At 62.7% G+C, this 21,131-nt stretch carries 19 protein-coding genes; 8 read left to right on the forward strand and 11 right to left on the reverse strand.

Going from position 1 to position 21,131, the window contains the following annotated elements; translation table 11 throughout:
• Nucleotides 1-22: 22 nt before the first annotated feature.
• The 3 genes from Q1A53_RS16635 to Q1A53_RS16645 all read right to left on the reverse strand — a co-directional run bounded on the left by Q1A53_RS16635 (nt 23) and on the right by Q1A53_RS16645 (nt 5,380).
• Nucleotides 23-1,498, reverse strand: coding sequence for a biotin carboxylase (locus Q1A53_RS16635; protein ID WP_299968916.1), 1,476 nt, complete (start codon nt 1,496-1,498; stop codon nt 23-25).
• Nucleotides 1,499-4,249, reverse strand: coding sequence for an aminotransferase class I/II-fold pyridoxal phosphate-dependent enzyme (locus Q1A53_RS16640; protein WP_299968769.1), 2,751 nt, complete (start codon nt 4,247-4,249; stop codon nt 1,499-1,501).
• A gap of 72 nt (nt 4,250-4,321) precedes the next feature.
• Entirely contained in the window at nt 4,322-5,380 is a 1,059-nt protein-coding gene (locus tag Q1A53_RS16645; RefSeq protein ID WP_299968770.1) for a carbon-nitrogen hydrolase family protein, read from the reverse strand.
• Nucleotides 5,381-5,626: 246 nt separating this feature from the next.
• Between Q1A53_RS16645 and Q1A53_RS16650 the strand changes: the two genes are divergently transcribed.
• Nucleotides 5,627-7,228, forward strand: coding sequence for an FMN-binding glutamate synthase family protein (locus tag Q1A53_RS16650; protein ID WP_299968917.1), 1,602 nt, complete (start codon nt 5,627-5,629; stop codon nt 7,226-7,228).
• A gap of 214 nt (nt 7,229-7,442) precedes the next feature.
• On the forward strand, nt 7,443-8,069 hold the full coding sequence (locus Q1A53_RS16655) for a LysE family translocator (protein WP_299968771.1): 627 nt from the start codon (nt 7,443-7,445) through the stop codon (nt 8,067-8,069).
• A 61-nt stretch (nt 8,070-8,130) separates the two neighbouring features.
• Here the strand turns inward: Q1A53_RS16655 and gabT are convergent, their stop codons facing one another.
• Nucleotides 8,131-9,531, reverse strand: coding sequence for a 4-aminobutyrate--2-oxoglutarate transaminase (gene gabT, locus Q1A53_RS16660; protein WP_299968772.1), 1,401 nt, complete (start codon nt 9,529-9,531; stop codon nt 8,131-8,133).
• Nucleotides 9,532-9,726: 195 nt separating this feature from the next.
• On the opposite strand from gabT, the gene Q1A53_RS16665 reads away from it, so the two are divergent.
• Complete coding sequence (locus Q1A53_RS16665) at nt 9,727-10,284, forward strand: cupin domain-containing protein (protein WP_299968773.1); 558 nt, start codon at nt 9,727-9,729, stop codon at nt 10,282-10,284.
• Nucleotides 10,285-10,595: 311 nt separating this feature from the next.
• Here the strand turns inward: Q1A53_RS16665 and Q1A53_RS16670 are convergent, their stop codons facing one another.
• The 3 genes from Q1A53_RS16670 to Q1A53_RS23425 are packed head-to-tail and all read right to left on the reverse strand — an operon-like array spanning nt 10,596 to nt 13,168.
• A complete protein-coding gene (locus Q1A53_RS16670; protein ID WP_299968774.1) occupies nt 10,596-12,320 on the reverse strand; it encodes a sensor histidine kinase in 1,725 nt (574 codons plus the stop codon).
• 27 nt (nt 12,321-12,347) lie between these two features.
• A complete protein-coding gene (locus Q1A53_RS16675; protein WP_299968775.1) occupies nt 12,348-12,905 on the reverse strand; it encodes an RNA polymerase sigma factor in 558 nt (185 codons plus the stop codon).
• Nucleotides 12,902-13,168 (reverse strand): NepR family anti-sigma factor, encoded by a 267-nt coding sequence (locus tag Q1A53_RS23425; protein WP_366872831.1) that lies wholly within the window; start codon nt 13,166-13,168, stop codon nt 12,902-12,904. Before Q1A53_RS23425 ends, Q1A53_RS16675 begins: the two co-directional genes overlap by 4 nt.
• Here Q1A53_RS23425 and Q1A53_RS16685 point away from each other — a divergent pair.
• Entirely contained in the window at nt 13,167-13,976 is an 810-nt protein-coding gene (locus Q1A53_RS16685; protein WP_299968776.1) for a response regulator, read from the forward strand. The two genes, Q1A53_RS23425 and Q1A53_RS16685, sit on opposite strands and share 2 nt — an antisense overlap.
• Nucleotides 13,977-14,039: 63 nt before the next feature.
• On the opposite strand, the gene Q1A53_RS16690 is transcribed toward Q1A53_RS16685, so the two are convergent.
• The 4 genes from Q1A53_RS16690 to Q1A53_RS16705 form a co-directional block, all read right to left on the reverse strand.
• On the reverse strand, nt 14,040-14,537 hold the full coding sequence (locus Q1A53_RS16690) for a DNA starvation/stationary phase protection protein (RefSeq protein ID WP_299968777.1): 498 nt from the start codon (nt 14,535-14,537) through the stop codon (nt 14,040-14,042).
• Between the two features lie 113 nt (nt 14,538-14,650).
• On the reverse strand, nt 14,651-15,571 hold the full coding sequence (locus Q1A53_RS16695; RefSeq protein WP_299968778.1) for a YihY/virulence factor BrkB family protein: 921 nt from the start codon (nt 15,569-15,571) through the stop codon (nt 14,651-14,653).
• A 1-nt stretch (nt 15,572) separates the two neighbouring features.
• Nucleotides 15,573-15,764, reverse strand: coding sequence for a PLDc N-terminal domain-containing protein (locus Q1A53_RS16700; protein WP_299968779.1), 192 nt, complete (start codon nt 15,762-15,764; stop codon nt 15,573-15,575).
• 66 nt (nt 15,765-15,830) lie between these two features.
• Nucleotides 15,831-16,661 carry a formate/nitrite transporter family protein gene (locus tag Q1A53_RS16705; RefSeq protein ID WP_299968780.1) on the reverse strand — a complete coding sequence of 277 codons (831 nt, stop codon included), beginning with the start codon at nt 16,659-16,661 and terminating at the stop codon, nt 15,831-15,833.
• Nucleotides 16,662-16,785: 124 nt separating this feature from the next.
• Here Q1A53_RS16705 and Q1A53_RS16710 point away from each other — a divergent pair, with 124 nt between their 5' ends.
• The 4 genes from Q1A53_RS16710 to Q1A53_RS16725 all read left to right on the forward strand — a co-directional run bounded on the left by Q1A53_RS16710 (nt 16,786) and on the right by Q1A53_RS16725 (nt 21,028).
• Nucleotides 16,786-18,087 (forward strand): acetylornithine deacetylase/succinyl-diaminopimelate desuccinylase family protein, encoded by a 1,302-nt coding sequence (locus Q1A53_RS16710; RefSeq protein ID WP_299968781.1) that lies wholly within the window; start codon nt 16,786-16,788, stop codon nt 18,085-18,087.
• On the forward strand, nt 18,084-19,562 hold the full coding sequence (locus Q1A53_RS16715) for an ABC transporter substrate-binding protein (RefSeq protein ID WP_299968782.1): 1,479 nt from the start codon (nt 18,084-18,086) through the stop codon (nt 19,560-19,562). The genes Q1A53_RS16710 and Q1A53_RS16715 overlap by 4 nt, the downstream gene beginning before the upstream one ends.
• 136 nt (nt 19,563-19,698) lie before the next feature.
• Nucleotides 19,699-20,397, forward strand: coding sequence for a hypothetical protein (locus Q1A53_RS16720; RefSeq protein ID WP_299968783.1), 699 nt, complete (start codon nt 19,699-19,701; stop codon nt 20,395-20,397).
• Between the two features lie 421 nt (nt 20,398-20,818).
• Nucleotides 20,819-21,028: a hypothetical protein gene (locus Q1A53_RS16725; RefSeq protein WP_299968784.1), complete on the forward strand. Its 210-nt coding sequence runs from the start codon at nt 20,819-20,821 to the stop codon at nt 21,026-21,028.
• Nucleotides 21,029-21,131 lie beyond the last annotated feature (103 nt).

The following is a 21,131-nucleotide window of genomic DNA, read 5'->3' on the forward strand; positions in this document are numbered from 1 at the left end:
GGGGTGCGCGGTCCTTTCTGGGTCAGAGGATCTTGAACGCCGGATCCGACAGCGCCGTCGCGGTCGGCAATGGCTTGGCCGTCACGGCTTGCTTGATGCCGTGAATCCAGCGCTTGGAGCGCTCTGTCAACTGGAAACCCTTGGTCATGGACCGCCCGCGCGTCACCAGGATGCCGATGTCCGCCCCCTCATAGCGGTAATCGCCGGGCCCGAGGATCCGCAGGAAAAACGCTTCGTTCTCGCTCTCCACCGCGCGCCGGTGATAGTCGAAGCGGTCATAGACCACGCGCCCGTCCTCCAGCATCCGGTAAATCCCCGTCTCGGGGGCGCTGGTGCAGATATCCACACTGTCATCGGTGTGCTTGATCACCATCTGGGACCAGCTGTCGATGTTCTTGGGGTCCGCCCAGCGGGCGTTCAGCTCATCCACATCCAGATTGAATTTCTTGGCCGAGAACTCCAGCAAATGGAACAGGAACAAGGGCGCATCCGCGTGGGCAAAGGCCGCGTGGTTGGTCATGGACGACGCCCCGGTGATCCTCGGGTTGAGCTCCCCCAACCAGATGTCACCGCTCTTCTTGTCAATCAGGAAATCAAGCTCGAAGTAGCCGCGATAGCCTTCCTTGCGTAGCTGCTCGCCGAATTTGAAGGTCAGATCGCGCGCTTCCTGCCGCACCTTGGGCGTGAACGCGGTGGAGAAGATCTCGTTCCCGCACCAGCCGCCGCGGTAGGGCGTCAGCTCCTTGAACCCCACCAGTTCCGTCATCAGCGGGCCGACGATGGTGCCTTCCTTCGTCGCACAGGCCTCGATGGCAGAACCGCGGCAGTCGATCCGCTTCATGATCTTGATCTCGCCCTCGCCGACGATCTCGTGCTCATGGCGGCGGAAATCAGCCTCCGACTTGATGAAGAACGTCGTATGCCCGCTGTCGCCAAAGGCAGACTGCAACACCAGATCATGCCCGATCTTGGCCTTTTCGCAGGTCTTTTTCAGATCCGGGTAATCCTTCACCTCCGCCAGCACATTGGGCACCGATGGCACGCCCGCCTTGTTGCCGATGCGCACGGTCTCGATCTTGTTGTCCATCTTGCTGCGCAGCTTGGCCTTCGGGAACCAGACTGTCGCGCCCAACTCTTTCGACAGCCGCTCGGTGTCATCATCGAACATCAGAAAGACGAACTTGGGCTTGCCGCCGCGCCGCTTGATGAAGTCGATGACCTCCTTGTGCTGCAGCAGATAGTTGTTGATGTCCTCAATGGACTGGAACTCCGCGTGCGGCTGCTCGGACGGGCAGAAGACGTTGGGATGCTTGCCGCCGTAGCAGTCGATATAGCAGATGTACTTGAAGTTCTTCACCCACTCGTCGATGCCCAACAGGTTGAAATTCGTGGCTGAAATGAAGTAGACGGGCTCCTCGTTGCGGTGAAAATACCGGCGGATTTCCGAGATGTTCTTCAGAACCGTTGCGGTCATGGGTCTTGTCCTCTCCGTTGGGATTTATTCAGCCACCTGGGCCAGTTTTTTGGTTATTGGCCGCGCCTTGATCATTTCCTCCAGCGCCGCTTTGGTAAAGACCCGCAGGCCCAGATCGGGCCGGTAGCCGTGGATCTCGCTCACATCCAGCGCCAGCATGAAGGCGAGGATTTCCCGGCTGACGACCTGCCCCGGCACGAGGATCGGAAAGCCTGGCGGATAGGGAATGATGAAGCTGGCCGAGACGACCTCCTCCCCCGCTTCCAGCGCCGCCCCCAGTGATCCGTTGATGTCGAGGTAATCACACTTCTCCTCGTCGTAGGCGAGAAAGAAGGCAGAGCGGATGTCGCCCTCGCTGGTGATGTCGCAGGCGCGAAACGCATCGTGGAACCGGCTGAAATCAGGTAGCGGCGGCAGGTCCTCCACCAGGTTCTGGACCCGTTTGTCGAAGGCGCGCCGCTCCATCCGGCTGGCGTCGTCCATCAGCTCGTCGAGCGATTTGGCGATCTCCACTAGAACCTCGATCAGATAGGCGACCGACGAGCGCGTGGTGCCGATATTGGTCATGAAAAGGACCGTGTTGCGCGAGGTCTTGTTGATCTGGATGCCGTATTTATCCATCAGGATATCGGTCTTGAACGTGTCACCGTCCCAGCCGGTGCCGCCCACCGACAGCGTCACCCGTGTCGCATCCAGTACGAAATCATCCTGCGCCCAGCTGTCCCACATATCGGTCCAGCCCTGCTGGGCATCGTAATAGCTGGTGATGCCCGATTGCCGATGCTGATCAGGGATCATGTCACCCGCAGTCAGCACCTTGAAATACTTGGACAAAAGCGGATGTGTCATGATCGCCCTCCGCATCGACATCGCGGCCTCGATCTGGCGCTGGACAAACTCGAACCCTTCCAGCTCCACCTGCCTGCGCCCCACGTCGAGGCTCGCGATGATCTGGTAGTTGGGCGAGGTCGAGGTATGGGTCATATAGGCCTCGTGAAACGCCTGCTCGACCTCTCCTTTGAAATCCTGATCGTAGACGTGGATCATTGACCCCTGCCGCAGCGATGTCAGTGTCTTGTGGGTGGACTGGGTGGAATAGGCCCGCACGCGCGCGTTGGGCGGTGCGATCAGCCGTGTGTCGAGCAGCTTGTCGTCATCGCAGCCCTCCAGCACCGACTGCTGTGCCTCATACATGCGTTGATGCGTGTCGGTTCGGAACCGGTCGCGCAGCGTGTCAGCCGCGGCCATCGCCGTGCGCTGCCGGTAGGTGGGGTTGAACCGGGCAAAGGCAAACCACGCCTCGTCCCATAGAAAAATCAGATCCGGCTTGATGGCGAGGCACTCTTCCATCACCCGTTCGACGTTATAAACCAGCCCGTCAAAGGTGCAGTTCGTCAACAGCAGCATCCGCACGCGGTCCAGCTTGCCCTGCGCCTTCAGCGCCAGAAGCTGGTGCTTGATCTCGCGCAGCGGCACGGCACCGTACATCGAATATTGATCCAGCGGATAGCTGTCGAGATAACAGACCTGCGCGCCCGCCAGCACCATCCCGTAGTGGTGCGACTTATGGCAGTCGCGGTCCACCAGAACGATATCGCCGGGCCGCACCAATGCCTGCACCACGATCTTGTTGCAGGTCGAGGTGCCATTGGTGGCAAAGAAGGTCTGCTTGGCACCAAAGGCGCGGGCCGCAAGCTCCTGCGCTTCCTTGATGGGGCCGTGCGGCTCCAGCAGACTGTCGAGCCCGCCGGAGGTCGCCGACGTCTCCGCAAGAAAGATATTGGGCCCGTAAAAGGCCCCCATGTCCTGGATCCAATGGGAGCGCGAGATAGATTTGCCGCGGCTGATGGGCATGGCGTGGAACACACCGGTGGGCTGTTTGGAATACTCCACCAGCGCGTTGAAAAACGGTGTCTTGTTGCGCGCCTGCACCCCCCGCAGGATGTTCAGGTGCAGCTCCATGAAGTCTTCCTGGTTGTAAAAGACCCGCCGGCAGATCCCCAGATCCAGCCCCGCGATCTCCTCCACCGACCGCTCCGTCACCAGATAGGCATCAAGCTCCGGGCGGACCTTTGCCACCAGACGGCACAGCTCTGGTCCGTAGTTATCGGCAATATTGTCGATCTCGGTCTGACCGCCCGCGCGCTGCATGAAACGCTCGATGATCTCCGGGTCCATCTTGGATTTCAGCACCACGCCCGGGCGCACCACGATGGCCTGAATATTGTGGTTGAACAGCACCGCAACCAGCGCGTCCTCCACGCTGGGCACCACCAGCGCCTCATAGGCAAAGGGATCCTCCGGCCGCCGCATCCGCTGCACGTTGCTGCGCAGCCAGCGCTCCTGATGCTCGTTCACATTATCGACGATCAGCACTTCGAAATAGGGTTTGGCCAGCGCGCGCGCCTCGGGCGGCAGCATCGCCTCATCGTCCTGCTCATCCTGGTCGATGCTGTCGCGTTCCAGCGGGATGTGCCGCCGCCGGTAGGCCCCTGTGGTCAGCGCGCGGGTGACCCGCCCGACCGCAAAGGCCAGATCTTCCAGCTTGTTATGCTCGAACTGACGGCGCATGTGATCAAAGGCGGTCATGCCCGGAAACGCCCAGTAGGGCTCGATCACGGCCAGCGATTCAAAGAGCGCCTGCACCTCCTGGCGCAGCTTGGCCGTGCGCCCCGGTTTGTCGTTTCGCACCAGCGCACCGGAGGCTTCGCGCAAGGCGCTCCACCGGTCGGAGCGCAGTTGTAACGCCGATGAGTAATCGTTGATCGCATGCATGGGTCGTCCTCCGCTGTGCGGACGACACCTCTCCCGTCCGGACCCCCGCGGCCCCGGGCGGTGATCAGCGATCTATCCGCCCGTTTGTTTTTCGATCCCCCGAAGATTTTCCTTCGGTGGTTGAGGGGTGGGCTCCTTGAACGGAGCCGCGTTGGTATTGGGTGTCACCAGGCGCGCGCCCGCTGTGGTGTCGATGGCCACGCCTTTGAAATCCGCGCCCGCAACATCCGCGACCGCCTGTGGCGCCACATCCACATGCAGCCCCGCGCGCGACCCCTGCTGCGGGATCTCCAGCGGCCCCAGCGTGCTCAGGTAGGCGTCCGTGCCGCTGTTGCGGTCGTAAACAGAGAAATCTACCGACCGGTCGCGGAAGCTCTTCAGCACCTGGCCCAGACCCTTCATGCCGGTCTCGCGCTGGCGCCGCACCATGTTGAGGTCGATCTCGATGGGGAACATATCTTCCTGCCCCGCCGACTGATGCAGCACATGCGCAGAGGGATCCACCACCAGACTGCGCCCGACACCACCCGCGCCCAAGCCATTGACATCAAAGACGTAACACTGGAACTGCGCTGCCGTCGCCCGGGCGATGGCAAGCTCCGCATCGCGGTCGGTCGTGCCTGTCAGCACCGGATGCAGCAAGACCTCCACACCCTGGGCCGTCAGCTCGCGCGTGGTCTCCGGGAACCAGATGTCATAGCAGATCGACAGACCGAACCGCCCGACCTCCGGCACGTCAAAGACGCAAAATTCGGTGCCCGCCCCGATGCCCGCCTCATAGGGGCGGAACGGAAACATCTTGGCATAGCGGCGGATGATCTCGCCTTCGGGGTTGATCACCACGCCGGTGTTCAGGATGACCCCCGTCTCCGGATCGCGCAGGAACATCGAGCCCGGTATCAGCCAGACCCGGTGCTTGCGCGCGGCGGCGCAGAATGTCTCCAGCGCTTCGTTTTGCGGTGGCTGCGCAAACCGGTCGAGCGGGCCATAGGGCGCAAGCTCGGAAAACAGCACCATCTGGGTCCAGGGAAACCGCGCCATCAGCACATCCAGCCGCTGAACCATCCCCTCTACATTCGATTGCAGGGGATTTACGTACATTTGCACACCGGCGATGGCAAAAGGGGTCATATCAAACACACTCCGTCGCAGCCGGTGGACCCACCCGGATCTCGGCTGCTTTTTAATACTCTAGTGACTTACGCCGATTAAGAAAGAGTGGAAACCGCCAAACACCGATTACAGCGCCCGGTGCAGCGTGACGCCGGGGCAGGTGGCTCAGACTTGCCTAAAAGCGCCGCATGCAGCACCATCACGACAGGGCGAAAATATCTCGCTCTCTGAACAGGATAGAGACAGATGCCCGACCCCGGCTCCATGATGCGCTACGCGCCCTTTGCCGGTGTCGCACTGGCCACGCTGATCTTCGCCCTGGCGGCGATGATCTGGTCGACCTGGATGCTCATTCCCTTCGGCCTTTTTGCCGCCCTCACCCTGCTCGGTGTGCACGACGTGCGCCAGCCCGATCACTCGATCCTGCGCAACTATCCCGTGCTGGGCCACATGCGCTTTCTCTTCGAGGGTATCCGCCCCGAGATCCGCCAATACCTCATCGAATCCGATCAGGATGAAGAACCCTTCTCCCGGGACGCGCGCAGCCTCGTCTACCAGCGCGCCAAGGGGCAGGAGGACAAACGCCCCTTCGGCACCCGGATGCGCGTCTATGATGCGGGCTACGCCTGGGTCACCCATTCGGTCGTTCCCAAACACATCGAAGACACCGATTTCCGCGTGAGGATCGGTGGCCCGGATTGCCAACAGCCCTATGACGCCTCGCTCTACAACATCTCCGCCATGAGCTTCGGCTCGCTCTCCGCGAACGCCATCGAGGCGCTGAACACCGGCGCGCGGCTGGGCGGTTTCGCCCATGACACCGGCGAGGGCTCGGTCAGCCGCTATCACCGGGCGGGCGGCGGCGATCTCATCTACCAGGTGGCCTCCGGCTACTTCGGGTGCCGCGCGGCCGATGGCAATTTCGACCCCGACAAATTTCGCGAAACCGCCAGCCTGCCGCAGATCAGGATGATCGAACTCAAGCTCAGCCAGGGTGCCAAGCCCGGCCACGGCGGCATGCTGCCCGCCTCCAAGATCACGCCCGAGATCGCCGAGGCGCGCGGCATTCCCATGGGGCAGGATTGCGTCTCCCCCGCCGCCCATCCGGCCTTTTCCACCCCGATCGAGATGATGCAGTTCATCGGCCAGCTGCGCGATCTGTCGGGCGGCAAGCCGGTGGGCTTCAAGTTGTGCATCGGGCACCGGCGGGAGTTCATGTGCATGGTCAAAGCGATGCTGGAAACCGGCATCGTGCCGGATTTCATCGTGGTGGACGGCACCGAAGGCGGCACCGGTGCTGCACCGGTGGAGTTTTCCAACCACATGGGCATGCCGATGACCGAAGGGCTGACCTTCGTGCACAACACGCTGCGCGGAGCGGGCCTGCGCACCTCGGTGCGCGTGGGTGCCGCGGGCAAGATCGTCTCTGCCTTTGACATCGCCCGCGCGCTGGCGCTCGGCGCCGATTGGTGCAATTCGGCGCGCGGGTTCATGTTCGCCATTGGCTGCATTCAGGCGCAGGCCTGCCACACCAACCATTGCCCCGTTGGCGTCGCGACCCAGGATCCCGTCCGCCAGCGGGCGCTGGACGTGGGCTCCAAGTCCAAGCGCGTCGCCCGGTTTCATGACAACACGCTGAAAGCGCTTGGCGAAATGACAGGGGCCGCCGGTCTGGACCATCCCGGTGACTTCATGCCGCAACACCTCATGGTGCGCTTGGGCGACAAGGAAATGGCCGAAGGCAGCGAGGCCTACCCCTACCTGCCCGAGGGCTTTTTGCTCAACACGCAAGAGGACATCGGCGCGGACTACCGCAAACGCTGGGCCCGCGCCAACGCGCAGAGCTTTGCGCCGCCGCCGGTTTAAAGCACCATGGATGCTGCGCCGGAATACCGCAGTGCCGGGACGACCGGCGCGCTATCTGACCCCGCATGCCCAAGCGCCCGCCCCTCTCGGACAAACAGCGGTTTCGCCGCAAAATGATCCTTTGGGTATGTCTGAGTTTCGTGCTACCGATCCTGCTGGCGGGGGTGATCACACCGCTGCTTCTCTAGCCCCCCGGAGATCGAGGACAGCATCCATGATCGACCCTCATACGCTCCTTATCTTTGCTGCCGCCTGTTTCGCGCTCTGCATTACGCCCGGACCGGATATGATCCTCGTCGCGGCACGCAGTGCCGCACAAGGACGCGGAGCAGGGTTGGTAACCTATCTGGGCGTCGCCGCAGGCGCCATGTTTCACGCGCTGCTACTGGCGCTTGGCCTGTCGAAACTGTTTCTCGCCGTGCCCTATGCCTATGATCTTGTGCGGTATCTGGGGGCCGCCTATTTGCTCTTTCTCGCGTGGCAAACCATCACCACGCAAAGCGACCCCGCCGCACCGAAAGCGCATCGCCGGGCTCTGTGGGTTGTCTTCCGACAGGGGTTCTTCTCCAACGTGCTGAATCCAAAGGTGGCGTTGTTCTTCCTCGCGCTGTTCCCGCAGTTTCTCGATCCCACCTCGGGGTCGGTGGTCACGCAGGTCTTCGTGCTGGCCTGCGTGTTGCAGGTGGTTGGCCTGCTCGTCAACGGCACCGTGGTCTGGCTCGCGGGTGGCGCGCGACAGATGTGGCTGAGCGGGGGTAGCTTCACCCGATGGTCACGCTATTTTCTGGGCGCGGTGTTCGGCGGGCTGGCCGCCCGACTGATCTTCGACAACCAGCGCTGACCGAGCGAAAAAGGGCACCCCTGACGGGATGCCCTTTTGTGGTTCAGAGATATCTCGGCGATCAGGCCGCGGCGCGTTCCGCCACCGCATCGGCAAGCGCTGCCTCAAAGATCGCCATGCCTTCGGCGACGATCTCATCCGACGCAGTCAGCGGCACCATGATGCGCAGAGCGTTACCGTGCATCCCGCAGCTCAGCAGGATCAGCCCGCGTTTCAGCGCGTGAGCGCAGATCGACTTGACCAGCGCCGTATCCGGTGTCGCTGTCTCGAAGTCTGTCACGAACTCCACCGCCAGCATCGCGCCCAGGCCGCGGATGTCCCACATCCGGTAGGGCGACACGCGCGCGCCGATCTCCGCGAACTGTGCCCGGAACCGCGCGCCCAGCTCGGTCGAGCGCGCTAGCAGACCTTCGGTTTCGATCGCGTCGATCGCCGCCAGCGCCGCCGCACAGGCCACCGGGTTACCGCCGTAGGTCCCGCCAAGCGCGCCGGGCGGCAGCGCGTCCATGATCTCCGCCCGCCCGATCACACCGGCCAGCGGGTAGCCGCCCGCCATGGATTTCGCCACGGTGATCAGATCCGGCACCACGCCCGAATGCTCCACCGCGAACCAGGTGCCGGTGCGGCCAAAGCCCGCCTGCACCTCATCGGCAATGAGCAGGATGCCGTGCTCGTCGCAGATCGCCCGCAGCGCCTGCATCATCTCTGTCGGCACGGGCATGTAGCCGCCCTCACCCAGCACAGGCTCGATGATGATTGCAGCAACCCGGTCCGGCTGTGCATCGGTCAGGAACAGGTTCTGCAGCCCGGTCAGCGCATCCTGAACCGTGATTCCGTCACGGGCCGATGGGAACGGCGCGCGGAAGATATCCGCCGGGAAGGGACCCACGTCCTTTTTGTAAGGGTTGATCTTGCCCGTCATCCCGAGCGTCAGCAGCGTGCGCCCGTGATAGCCGCCGGTAAAGGCGATCACACCGGTGCGCCCCGTCGCACCCCGCGCGATCTTGATGGCGTTCTCGACGGCTTCGGCGCCCGTGGTCACCAGCAGCGATTTCTTGTCGTGATCTCCGGGGGCCAGCGCGTTCAGCTTTTCGGCCAGCGCCACGTAAGGCTCATAGGGCACCACCTGAAAAGACGTGTGGGTAAAGCGATCTTCCTGCGCCTTGGCCGCCGCGATGACGCCGGGGTGCCGGTGACCGGTGTTCAGCACCGCGATGCCCCCCGCGAAATCAATGTAGCGCTTGCCTTCCACATCCCACAGCTCCGCGTTCTCCGCGCGGTCGGCAAAGACCGGTGCCGCGGATGCCACGCCATGCGGCACCGCCGCCTCGCGCCGCGCCAGCAGGGCAGCGTTGCTCTGCTCAACGGGGGTGCTTGCCACCACTTTCATCTTGCGCCGCGGCGCTTTCCGCGGCTTTTTCACGGTGGATTTCGGCTGGGGTGTCTTGACGGTCGTCGCCATGGGGCGCACTCCTTTCGCAGAGGGGATATGGTGTTTAATTTACCGAACTCCCCTTTCTCACCGGTGTCAATCGGCATTCTGTCGATTGATCCTTCTTTAAAGGGAAAAATTGACGAATTGCGCTGGTGCCGGCGCACCCGGATCGTTTAAAAAATCAAACAAAAGCAACGCAGACAGGCCAACGAGGGGACGCGCATGAACATCGGTGAAAAATTGCGCAAGGTCCGGCAGGACCGCGGGCTGTCGCAACGCGAGCTGGCGCAGCGCGCGGGGCTGACCAATGGTACCATCTCCATGATCGAGCAAAACAAGACCAGCCCGTCCGTCGCGTCGCTCAAAAGCCTGCTGGATGCCATCGACGTTTCCATGGCGGAGTTCTTTGCCACTCTCGAAGAGACGCGCCAGAGCCGGTTCTTCTACCTCAAGCACGAATTCACCGAACTGGCGCCGCCCGGACCCGACAGCCAGTTGCTGTCCTTGCGGCAGCTGGGCAATGCCCGGTCGCACAGCCTGCAGGTGCTGCACGAACACTATGCGCCGGGCGCCGATACCGGGCCAGAACTGCTCAGCCACCCGGCGGAAGAAGCGGGCATCGTGATCCGGGGCCAGATCGAAGTGACCGTGGATGACGAGGTCAGCGTGCTGAGCGCGGGTGACGGCTACCTCTTTGACAGCCGTCTGCCCCACCGCTTTCGCAACATCGGTGACGAGCCCTGCGAGATTGTCAGCGCCTCCACCCCGCCCAGTTTCTAAGAAAAAACCCCGGCCACTGAACAGTGACCGGGGCTGGGTATCTTTGGCTTCCATCTTATCTTGGCACGGGCAGCGGGCTGGCGAAGCCCGGCTCGTCCGATGGTATCAGGTTTTCACCGCTTTCGCATCAGTCCCGATCATCGCAGTTGTTGTCGCGTCCCTCGCGGGTCAACAAATAGACAAGCACCGCAACCACCGTCAGAATAGAAAGCCCAAAAACGAAAACGTCTCCCGACATTTCTGGCCTCCTTTCTCGTGGCGTCAGGGAGGGAACGCGGGCTGACCGGCAAAAGTTCCGACCTGCGGGCCGGTCAGTAGTCGTGAACCGGCTTGATCCGGTGCGGCACGGGGAAGCGCAGCGTCAGCACATGGACGTCTCCCTCCCGCTCGCTGGTGATCTGGCCGTTCAATTGCCGGGCGAAAGCGTTGATCAACTGGCTGCCCAATCCTGTCCCGTCCACATCGCGCGCAGGCCCCACTGTATTGCGGATAGTAAAGAGCGCGTGCTCTTCCCCCGATGGCTCCAGCCGGATATCGAGCCGGGCCTGCTGACCGGCCTGCGGCTCACCGATGTATTTCATGGCATTGGTGACCGCCTCCGACACCAGAAGCGTCAAGGGGGCTGCATCATCCGTATCCAGGGCCACTGACGCGTAGCTCTGGCTGACCTTCACCGCCGATCCCGCGGGCAGCCCGACCACCAGAAGCTGGCCGATGATCTCCCCCATCAGCTCGCCCGCATCGACCCGGTCCACGCCATCGGTCTGGTACAGGTTCTTGTGAACCGTCGCCAGGCTCAGGATGCGTTCCTGCAGGCGGCGCAGGACGCGGCGCGCCTCTTCTGTGGGCGCCCGGCGGATCTGCATGTTCATGATGGAGGAGATCAGCTGCAGGTTGTTCTTGACCCGGTGGTGCACCTCTTTCAGCAGGATGCTCTTTTGGCGCAGCGAATCCTCCAGCGAAGCCTCATCGCGGATGATGCTCTCGGCCATGCCCATGAAAGCCTGCTGGATATCAATGAATTCACGGGGCGCACCCGGTCCCATGGCCGTGCGCGGCATCGCGCGGTTGTAGGCAAACAGGCGCATCTGCCGACCCAATTTGCGGATATAGCGGATGGCCAGCCGGTTGATCGACCAGAAGGCCACCACCAGGCTCGCCAGCCACATCAACATGGGCAGAAAAATGCTCAGCGTCTCGCGCGGGCTCACACTTGTCAGCACGTCGGACTGCCGCCAGATGCTCATGGCGTAAAACACATCCGGTACGATCGGTACGACCGCATAGACCCGCGCGGCACCGGCCTCATTCTCGTCCTCAAAGACAGCCGTGCTCTGGCCCACCAGCGCTGTCAGGCTTCGGTTCTGCGGCAAATCGGCCTGGGTGACCAATCGCGCGCGCTCGGAACTGAGCACGTCGCCACTGGCATTGAAAGTCACCAGATCGGACGGCGCCAGTGACACGGGCAAGTCCGGGTGCTCGCGAATGGTGGCAAGCGGCACGGACAGCAGCATGAACCCGCCCGACGCATCGCCTGTGGTGACGGGATTTATCATCACCAGCTCTGCCTGCTGGCTGATCGGCCCGGTCCGGCTCAGCACGATTCCCGGCTCGCCTTCCGACAGCACCACATCAAAGTCCGGATAGGCAGCCATGTCAAAAGCCGTGCCAGCGGAGGAGCAGCGCATCATGCCGCCCGGCGCAATGAACCCCACCATCGAATAAACACCGGAATCGCGCTGATACGCGCGCAGAAATGCGCTGCAGGCCGCATCGTCTTCCCCGAACAATGGCACCACGGCACTCAAGGCGTCGGCAGCGCCGAACGCCTTTTGCACAATGCTGCTTTCGCCGTTGGCAAATCGCTCTGTCAGCCCCAACAGCGAAAGCTCGGTGCTCTCCTGGGCCTGATGGGCGATTTCCCGGGTCTGGACAACCGCGATCAGCCCGAAAGGCAGCAATGCCAGCGACAGGAACACCAGGATGCGAAACGCCAGACCGCGGAACACGTCGCCGTCAAGAAAACCACCGGTCATGGCGCCTGTCCGTCCATGGTTCCGCCGTTAAAAAGAGGACGCCTTGCCAGCGGTCAACACGGACATGGTCGCATCATCGGTCATCTCCAGCGCGTCGTCCTCGTCTAGCTCCAACAGCGCGCTCAGCCGGAGACGCGCCCGGTTCGTACGGCTCTTGATGGTGCCCACGGCAACGCCGCACATCTCCGCCGCCTCTTCGTATGAAAAACCCGATGCGCCAACCAGCAGCAGCGCCTCGCGTTGTTCATCACTCAGCTGCGCAAAGGCATCGCGGAAATCCTTCATCTGCAGCCTGCCGTCGTGGGCGGGCTTCTCGGCGAGCGCTTCGGTATGCACCCCGTCGATGTCAGCGACCTCTCGCTTGGCCTTGCGCCGCGAGGAATAATAGGTGTTGCGCAGGATCGTAAAGAGCCAGGCCCGCATGTTCGTGCCGGGCTGAAATTTCTCGATATTGGTCCAGGCTTTCACCAGCGTATCCTGCACCATATCATCGGCAGTGGCGCTGTTGCGGGTCAGGCTGATGGCAAAGGCACGCATCGCGGGCAGATGTTCTACCAGCGCCTCGCGCGGATCCTCCGCGCTCATTCGGACGGCCCTTTGCCTTGTTCCTGCTCTTTCAGGGCAGCCAGCAGATCTTTGAACCGATCCGGCACCGCCTCTTCCAGCGCCTCCTCGTAGACACGCTTGAGGTTCTCGTCTATCACGCTTTCGCGTTTTTGCTGGGCGCCCGATTGAGCCATATTGCTGCCGATCCTCAATAAACGTAAAAATGCCGTAACTTGCTCGGAACCAAACACCGGGCGGGGCGTTTGGTTCCGACAAAAATCAAAAAAAGGATGATGTATCATGTCTGACATCCCCGCCGCACAGGACGTAAGCGATGAACTCGCGACCGCCCTGCCATATCTGCGGCGCTTTGCCCGCGCCATGACGGGCAGCCAGGACAGCGGCGACCGGTTCGCCGCCGCGGCGCTTGAGGCAATTCTGCTGGACCGCTCCGTTCTGGATGGTACGTCGGTGAGAACGGGGCTTTTCAGGGTGCTCTACGGTATCTGGTCGAGTGCTGGGGCCCCCGTGGATGACGGCGAAACCGGCATTGCGGGCCGGGCACAGAAACACCTGTCAAAACTGACCGCCAACAGCCGCGAGGCGCTTTTGCTGCACAGTATCGAAGGGTTCGATTTTGGCCAGATCGCCGAGATCATCGGCATTGATCAGGCGGAGGCCGAGACCCTCGTGCAGATCGCCCGCCGGGAGATGGCAGACGCGGTGTCAGGCCGGGTGATGATCATCGAGGATGAGGCGATCATTGCGATGGACATCGAAAGCATCGTGGCCGACATGGGACATCTCGTTACCGGAATTGCCCGCACCCGCAATGAGGCGAACCGGCTTGGCGCCGCGGAACGGCCCGACCTGATCCTGGCGGACATCCAGCTGGCCGATAATTCATCGGGCATTGACGCGGTCAACGATCTGCTCGGAAAACTCGGCGATACGCCGGTGATCTTCATCACCGCCTTCCCGGAGCGGTTGCTGACAGGCGACAAGCCCGAGCCCGCCTTCCTGATCTCCAAACCCTACACGGAGGATCAGGTGATCTCGGCGGTGAGCCAGGCGATGTTCTTCTCGTCCACCGAAACGCTCAAGGCCTAAACGAAAAAACGCCCCGCACATCTGCGGGGCGTTTTTGCTAAAGTTTGTTGATGATCTTCAACGTCAGCTCTTGGCGATGGAGCGCAACATCCAGGCAGCTTTCTCGTGGAAGGCAGCGCGCTCGGTTGCCATATCCTCTGTCACCGGATCGCTGTGCTCATCCGCAATCTTGATCAGCGTGTGCAAACGATGGGCAACCCGCTCGTGATCCGCGGCGAGGTCTTCACACATCTCACCGGCTGACTGCGGCGTCTCCGTATCTTGCACCACCGAATTGGCGACAATGGATGACAGGGTTGTCGGTGCCAGCTGACCCAGCGACCGGATCCGCTCGGCCAATTCATCGGCGGCCTCGAACAGGTTGTCGTATTGCGTCTCTGTCAGATTGTGCACCGAGAAAAACAACGGGCCTTCGACGTTCCAATGGATCGCGTGGGTCTTGAACAGCAGACGGTACGTATCCGCCAGCGCGTCCTCAAGACCCTGCGCAATGGCTTCCACTTCTTTCACGCCTGTGTTGATTTCGGTGGTCTCTGGTACAACGTTCAATGCGCTGGACATTTTCAATCTCCTCTTGTGTTTCCGTTACAAGAAGAACCAAGTCACCCCCGTGATCGTTCCAAACTTCGTTAATTTAATTGGCGAAGTGATCGCATTCGCGGGGTGGGTAACTGCTACTCCGCCGCCTCGACCGAGGCTTCGGCAATCAACGGGCCCTGGACCGGGGCGGGCTTCTCGGGCGCGGGCGCCACGTCGGGTCGGCGTTTCTCGATCTCGGCGTTCAGCGCCGCCCCGAGCAACACCAGAAAGCTGCTCAGCCACAGCCAGATCAGCATCGCGATGACCGCCCCGATCGAGCCGTAGACCTCATTGTAATTGCCGAAATGCGCCACGTAGTAAGAGAACCCGATGGACATGATGGCCCAGGACGTGCCCGCCATCACAGCCCCGGGTGTCAGCCATCCGATGCGGATTCCTTTGCGGTTGGGGCCAAAACGGTAGAGCATCCCGATCCCGCCAAAAATCACCACAATCGCGACGGTCCAGCGCAGCATATCAATCAGAAAGCTCGCAACGCCTCCCAGCGGAAAGAACGACAGGGCAACCGGCGTCACCACGATGGTCAACAGCGACACAACCCCCACACCCAGCAGCGACACCGTCAGCAGCAGCGCACGCAAGTAGTGCTTGATGCTCGTCCGTCCCTGCTGCGCGTAAACGAGGTTCAGACCGTGCATCATCGCCCCGACACCCGCGCGCGCGGACCACAGCGCGACGCCGAGAGAGACAATCCCTGCCCAGCCCAGCGTGCCCGAACTGGCACTCACGAGAGCAATAATCTGACGGTTGAGGATGTTGTAGACAGCGTCGGGCATCAACCCGCGCACCTGCTCAAGCTGGCTGATCACAACAACAGGATCAGCGATGAGGCTCAGCACCGCGATCAACGCGGCAAGGGCCGGAAAAACCGACAGCATGGAATAAAAAGCAACCCCGGCCGCAATCAGGCCGAGGTTGTTTTTGGCAATCTGCCCGACCGCTGCGAAGGCAGCAGCGCGGCTGACTGCAAAGCTCACGCGTCGGGGCGACGGCATGTCAGATGGCGACCCTCGATGATTTTGGCCCGGCGATCAGCCAGACGATGAAACCGATAACCGGCAGCACCAACACCAACAGCGTCCAGAGCACCTTGCTCCCCGTCGACGCACCCGATCCGATGATCGACACGATGGCCCAGATGTTCAGGACCAGAATGATAAATCCACCAATTCCTGCGTACTCTAACATATTGCTCTCCTTTGGTCACTTCGCCATGCCAACGCCGGCGATGGCCGCTTGGTTCCATATGTGGCGTCAGTTGTCCTCGATCTCGTCCCGCACCTGACTCCAGGCCATCAGCGCAAAGATCACCGTACCACCGATGATGTTCCCGCTCAGAACCGGCAGGAAAAACCCAAAGATCGCCGTGGCCGCGGACAGATCGCCCATCCAGATCAGCACGGCCATCTCGACCGATCCCGCGACGATATGGGTGAAATCCCCCGCCGCGATCAGCCAGGTAAAGCCGGTGATCACGAGGAACTTGGACCCCTCGGCCTGTGGCAGCATCCAGACAATCAGGGCGACGATCACACCGGCGGGGATACCGCGCCAGAACGACTGGCTGGTGCCCATGCCGGTGGCGTGATGCGACAGATCAACGACCGCCCCCATGATCGCGTCGGGAAAGGCCGGGGTAAAGACAATCAGTGCGGCCACCGCAAAGGCGCCGACCACATTCGCCGCCAGCACGATGCCCCACAGCCGCATCATCTTGCCGAACACCCGCCAGCTTTTGGCCTGCATGACCGGCAGCACCGTGGTGATGGTGTTTTCGGTGAAAAGCTGCATCCGGCCAAGGATCACCGCCAGAAAGCCCAGTGAATAGCCCAGGTTCTCGATCAGATAGCTGCTGGGCTGGTCAGGCAGGTAGGTGCGAAAGATCGCCTCGCCCAGCACCGACAGGCTGATCAGCACGCCCGCGGCGATGCCCGACCAGATCAGCGACCGCTCAGGCCGGGCCATCTCCTCCTCGCCCTCGCGGCGAATGACCTCATAGATCAGCTTGGGCGCCAGTCCGATGGCTTCCTGGACCGAGGCTTCGTTCTGAACCGCCTCGTTGTGGTGGGGACCTGTCTGGCTCATCTCTCTCTCCGGCTTTGCGAAACCGTGACCTAGCGCGCGGCAACCGCTTCTCCACCCGCGCTTGGCGCGCAAAAGCCGCGGCGCGCACTTGCCAAGCCGCCGCGCGGGTCGCACAACACGTCTCATGTCCCGGACCGACCGCCTTTCTGATGCCATTGACACCCGCCGCGACGCGCTGACAGCGCTCGCCCGCGATCTCATCCGCATCCCGACGCTGAACCCGCCGGGCGATTGCTACCGCGACATCTGCGACCTGTTGGCCGCGCGGCTGGCTGACCGCGGCTTTGCCACCCAGCTGATCCGGGCGACCGGTGCGCCGGGCGACAGCGACCGCTACCCGCGCTGGAACGTCATCGCCCGGCACGAAGGGACCCGGCCGGGCGACTGCGTGCATTTCAACGGCCACACCGATGTGGTCGAGGTCGGTCAGGGCTGGACACGCGATCCTTTCGCAGCCGAGATCGACGAGGGCCGGATCTACGGTCGCGGCGCCTGCGACATGAAAGGCGGGCTGGCCGCGGCGATCATCGCAGCGGAAACCTTCATCGACACGCATCCCGATTACGCAGGCGCCATCGAAATCTCCGGGACGGCGGATGAGGAATCGGGCGGCTACGGCGGCGTCGCCTACCTCGCGGAACAGGGCTTTTTCGACCCGGCCCGGGTGCAGCACGTCATCATCCCCGAACCCTTGGGCACCCATCAGATCTGTCTGGGCCACCGCGGCGGCTGGTGGGCGGAGATCGAAACCCACGGAGAGATCGCCCACGGCTCCATGCCTTTCCTCGGTGACTGCGCGGTCCGCCACATGGGCGCGGTCCTGCAGGCGTTCGAGACACAGCTTTTCCCGGCCCTGGCCAGCCGCCACACGGAGATGCCCGTCATCCCCGACGGCGCGCGCAACGCCACGCTGAACATCAACAGCATCCACGGCGGCCTGGCGGAGTTCACGCCGGATGACACCTCCCTGCCCGCCCATTGCGTGCCCGACAGCTGCCGCATCACCATCGACCGCCGCTTCCTGATCGAGGAACCGCTGGACGCGGTGCGGGCCGAGATTACCGACCTGCTCGACGATCTGAAAGCCACCCGCCCGGACTTCGACTACACCCTGACGGAGCTCAACACCGTGCTGCCGTCCATGACCGACCACACAGCCCCCGTGGTCCGCACCGTCAGCGAGGCGATCCACCGCGTCACGGGCCGCACGGCGGCCTATGTTGCCTCGCCCGGCAGCTACGATCAGAAACACATCGACCGCATCGGCAAGCTGAAGAACTGCATCGCCTACGGGCCGGGTGATCTGGAACTTGCCCATAAACCGGATGAATACATCGACATTGATGATATGCTGGAAAGCGCAAAGATCATGGGAGCGGCGCTGCAGATCCTGCTGCTCCCCACCGAAGAACAAGGGACACCATGACACATCTTATCCACCGCCTCGCCGCCACGACAGCCCTTGCCCTCTGCGTGGGCACGGCCAGCGCCCAGACCGATCTCACCGTCGCCGTGCAGCTGGAGCCGCCGCATCTGGATCCCACCTCCGCCGCCGCAGGCGCCATCGACACCGTCCTCTACTCCAACGTCTTCGAAGGGCTCACCCGCTTCATGGCCGACGGCTCAGTCGTGCCGGGCCTGGCCGAAGCGTGGGAGATCTCGGACGACGGGCTCACCTACACGTTCACCCTGCGCTCCGGCGTCACCTTCCATGACGGCACCACCATGGACGCCGAGGATGTGAAATTCACCCTCGACCGGATCCTCGCCGAGGACAGCGCCAACGCGCAAAAGGCGCTCTACACCGCCATCAGCGCCTTGGAGGTCACAGACCCGCTCACCGTCCGGCTCACCCTGTCGGAACCCAACGGCAACCTGCTCTTCAACCTCGCCTGGGGCGACGCGGTGATCGTCGCGCCCGAAAGCATCGAGGGCATCAAGCAACAGCCCATCGGCACCGGCGCCTTCAAATTCGTGAACTGGGTCCAGTCCGACCGCATCGAGCTTGCCCGCAACGAGGACTACTGGGGCACGCCCGCAGCCCTTGAGGCGGCAACCTTCAAATTCATCTCCGACCCCACCGCCGCCTTTGCCGCCGTGATGGCGGAGGATGTGGATTACTTCTACGCCTTCCCCGCGCCCGAGAACCTCGTGCAGTTCGAGGCCGATCCCCGCTTTCAGGTGCTCGTGGGCTCGACCGAGGGCGAGACGATCCTCTCCATCAACAACGCACAGGCCCCCTTTGATAATCCGCTGGTGCGGCAGGCCGTGGCCCACGCCATCGACCGGCAGGCGATCATCGACGGCGCGATGTTCGGCTACGGCACCCCCATCGGCACCCATTTCGCACCGCACAACCCCGCCTACAAGGACCTGACCGCGCAGTCGGCCTACGATCCGCAAAAGGCCCGCGACCTGCTGGCCGAAGCCGGCCTGCCCGACGGGTTCGACACCACGCTGCACCTGCCGCCCCCTTCCTACGCCCGCCGCGGCGGCGAGATCATCGCCGCCCAACTGGCCGAGGTCGGCATCACCGCCCGGATCATCAACGTGGAATGGGCGCAATGGTTAGAAAGCGTGTTTCGCGGCAAGGATTTCGGCCTGACCATCGTCAGCCATACCGAACCGATGGACATCGGGATCTACGCCAACCCCGATTACTACTTCCAGTACGACAACGCTGATTTCCAGTCCCTGATCACCAAGCTCAACGCCACCACCGACCCGGAGGCCCGCACCGCCCTCATGGGCGAGGCGCAGCAGATCATCGCGGATGACTACGTGAACGGCTACCTCTTCCAGCTGGCGCAGATCTCGGTTGCCAGTGCAGACCTCCGCGGTCTCTGGGCCAACGCACCCACGCAGGCCACCGACCTTACGGGCGTCAGCTGGGCCAGGTAATCACCATCGGGGGGACCGGTCGGTCGCCGGGGCCAGCGCATCCGCACCGGCCCGCCCCCCGCACGCTCCAGCACTGCACGCCGCTCAGATGACGGCGCCGTCGCCCCTGACCGCGCGCCATGGTAGGGGACAGATGATGCAGGATGCTCATGACACAGCGCAGGTTGCCGCTGGCAACAACGCCGATCTCTGCGCCGCCATCATGACGGCGCACGGTCTGCGTTTCGAGCGCGACGCATCTGCGTTCCTGTGCCTCGACGCCCCGCCGCCCTACTACCCGAACATGATCACGCTCGATCCGGCGATCCCCCTAGCCTACCAGCGCAAGGCGATGGAGGTCGCCAGCGTCAAAGACAGCTTCTCGTCCCTCGACGGCGCCGCATTGGGGCTGCAACTCCTGTTCGAGGCATCGTGGATCTGGTCCGAACCAAAGGCGCACACCATGCCCGCGGGCTGGCACCGGATCAGCACCACGGCCGAACTCTCGGCGTGGCACAGCGCATGGCGCGGCGACGGGGCCGCATCGACACCGGTGATCTTTCCACCGGCCTGCCTGAACAACCCCGACCTCGCCTTCCTCGCGCGCGCATCGGGCACCCGGATCCAAGCTGGCTGCATCGCCAATCTCTCCGAAGATGCCGTGGGCCTGTCCAACGTCTTTTCCGGGGCCCCCGATGACGGTCGTTTGTACCCGGAGGCGCTGGCTGCGGCCTCGACCGTCGGACAGGGTCGCCCGGTCGCAGGCTACGAGTGCGGAGAAGATCTGGACGCGGCGCGCGTGGCAGGTTTTCGCGACATCGGCCATCTTCGCGTCTGGATACGACCACCGGCGTGACCCGACAGCTGGCCGATCAGACCCGGCCTCGACGCCGAAAGTCTCCGGGCCGTCGTCGCCATCACCCAGATCCGCAACGCGCCAGCCTTCCGTCACCCACCCGCTGACCCGTGTCTAAAGCACCGAATCACATCGCGATCAGACACGCCCGGGCCGCCCGGATTTGAGACCGCAAGGCTCACTCCTCCACAAGTGTTACACACGGCACTGCAGCATCTAAACATACGCATGCGTATTGCTTTTGCGGCAAGTGGTTTGAAACAACCGATCTCCCTTATGGCCCGTAAATTCGCGCCGCTTTTTTGGGCATTCGCTTGAGGATCCTCTACTTTTGCGTGTATGGTGCCGGTATTCTGCCGCGCCTCACCTCCGGTTGAGGCATCCTGCAAGACAAGACCTCTCTGGACGAAAGGAGTCTGCCTTGACCGACATCGAACAGCGCGCATCTCAACTTCAGACACGCATCGCCGGTGCCTCTTATCAAGAGCGCATCGCGCTGCAACCACAGCTCGACCGGGTCATCAGCACCCTCAAGGCGCAGGGTCACCCCGTGCCCTCAAAGCTGAAACGTCTGGGCGACAAGCTCCGCGACGAAGCCATGGACGATATGTTCGACAACATGCCCGTCTGACCGGGCGGCGGCGTGGCCGCGCCGAGGGTGGCAAACCACCGCGCGCCCCCGTCACACCGCGTCAACGAACAGATACGTGCGCCATGTTAATCCCGGTCATGCC

Source organism: uncultured Roseobacter sp., from assembly GCF_947496515.1.
GTDB lineage: Bacteria > Pseudomonadota > Alphaproteobacteria > Rhodobacterales > Rhodobacteraceae > Roseobacter.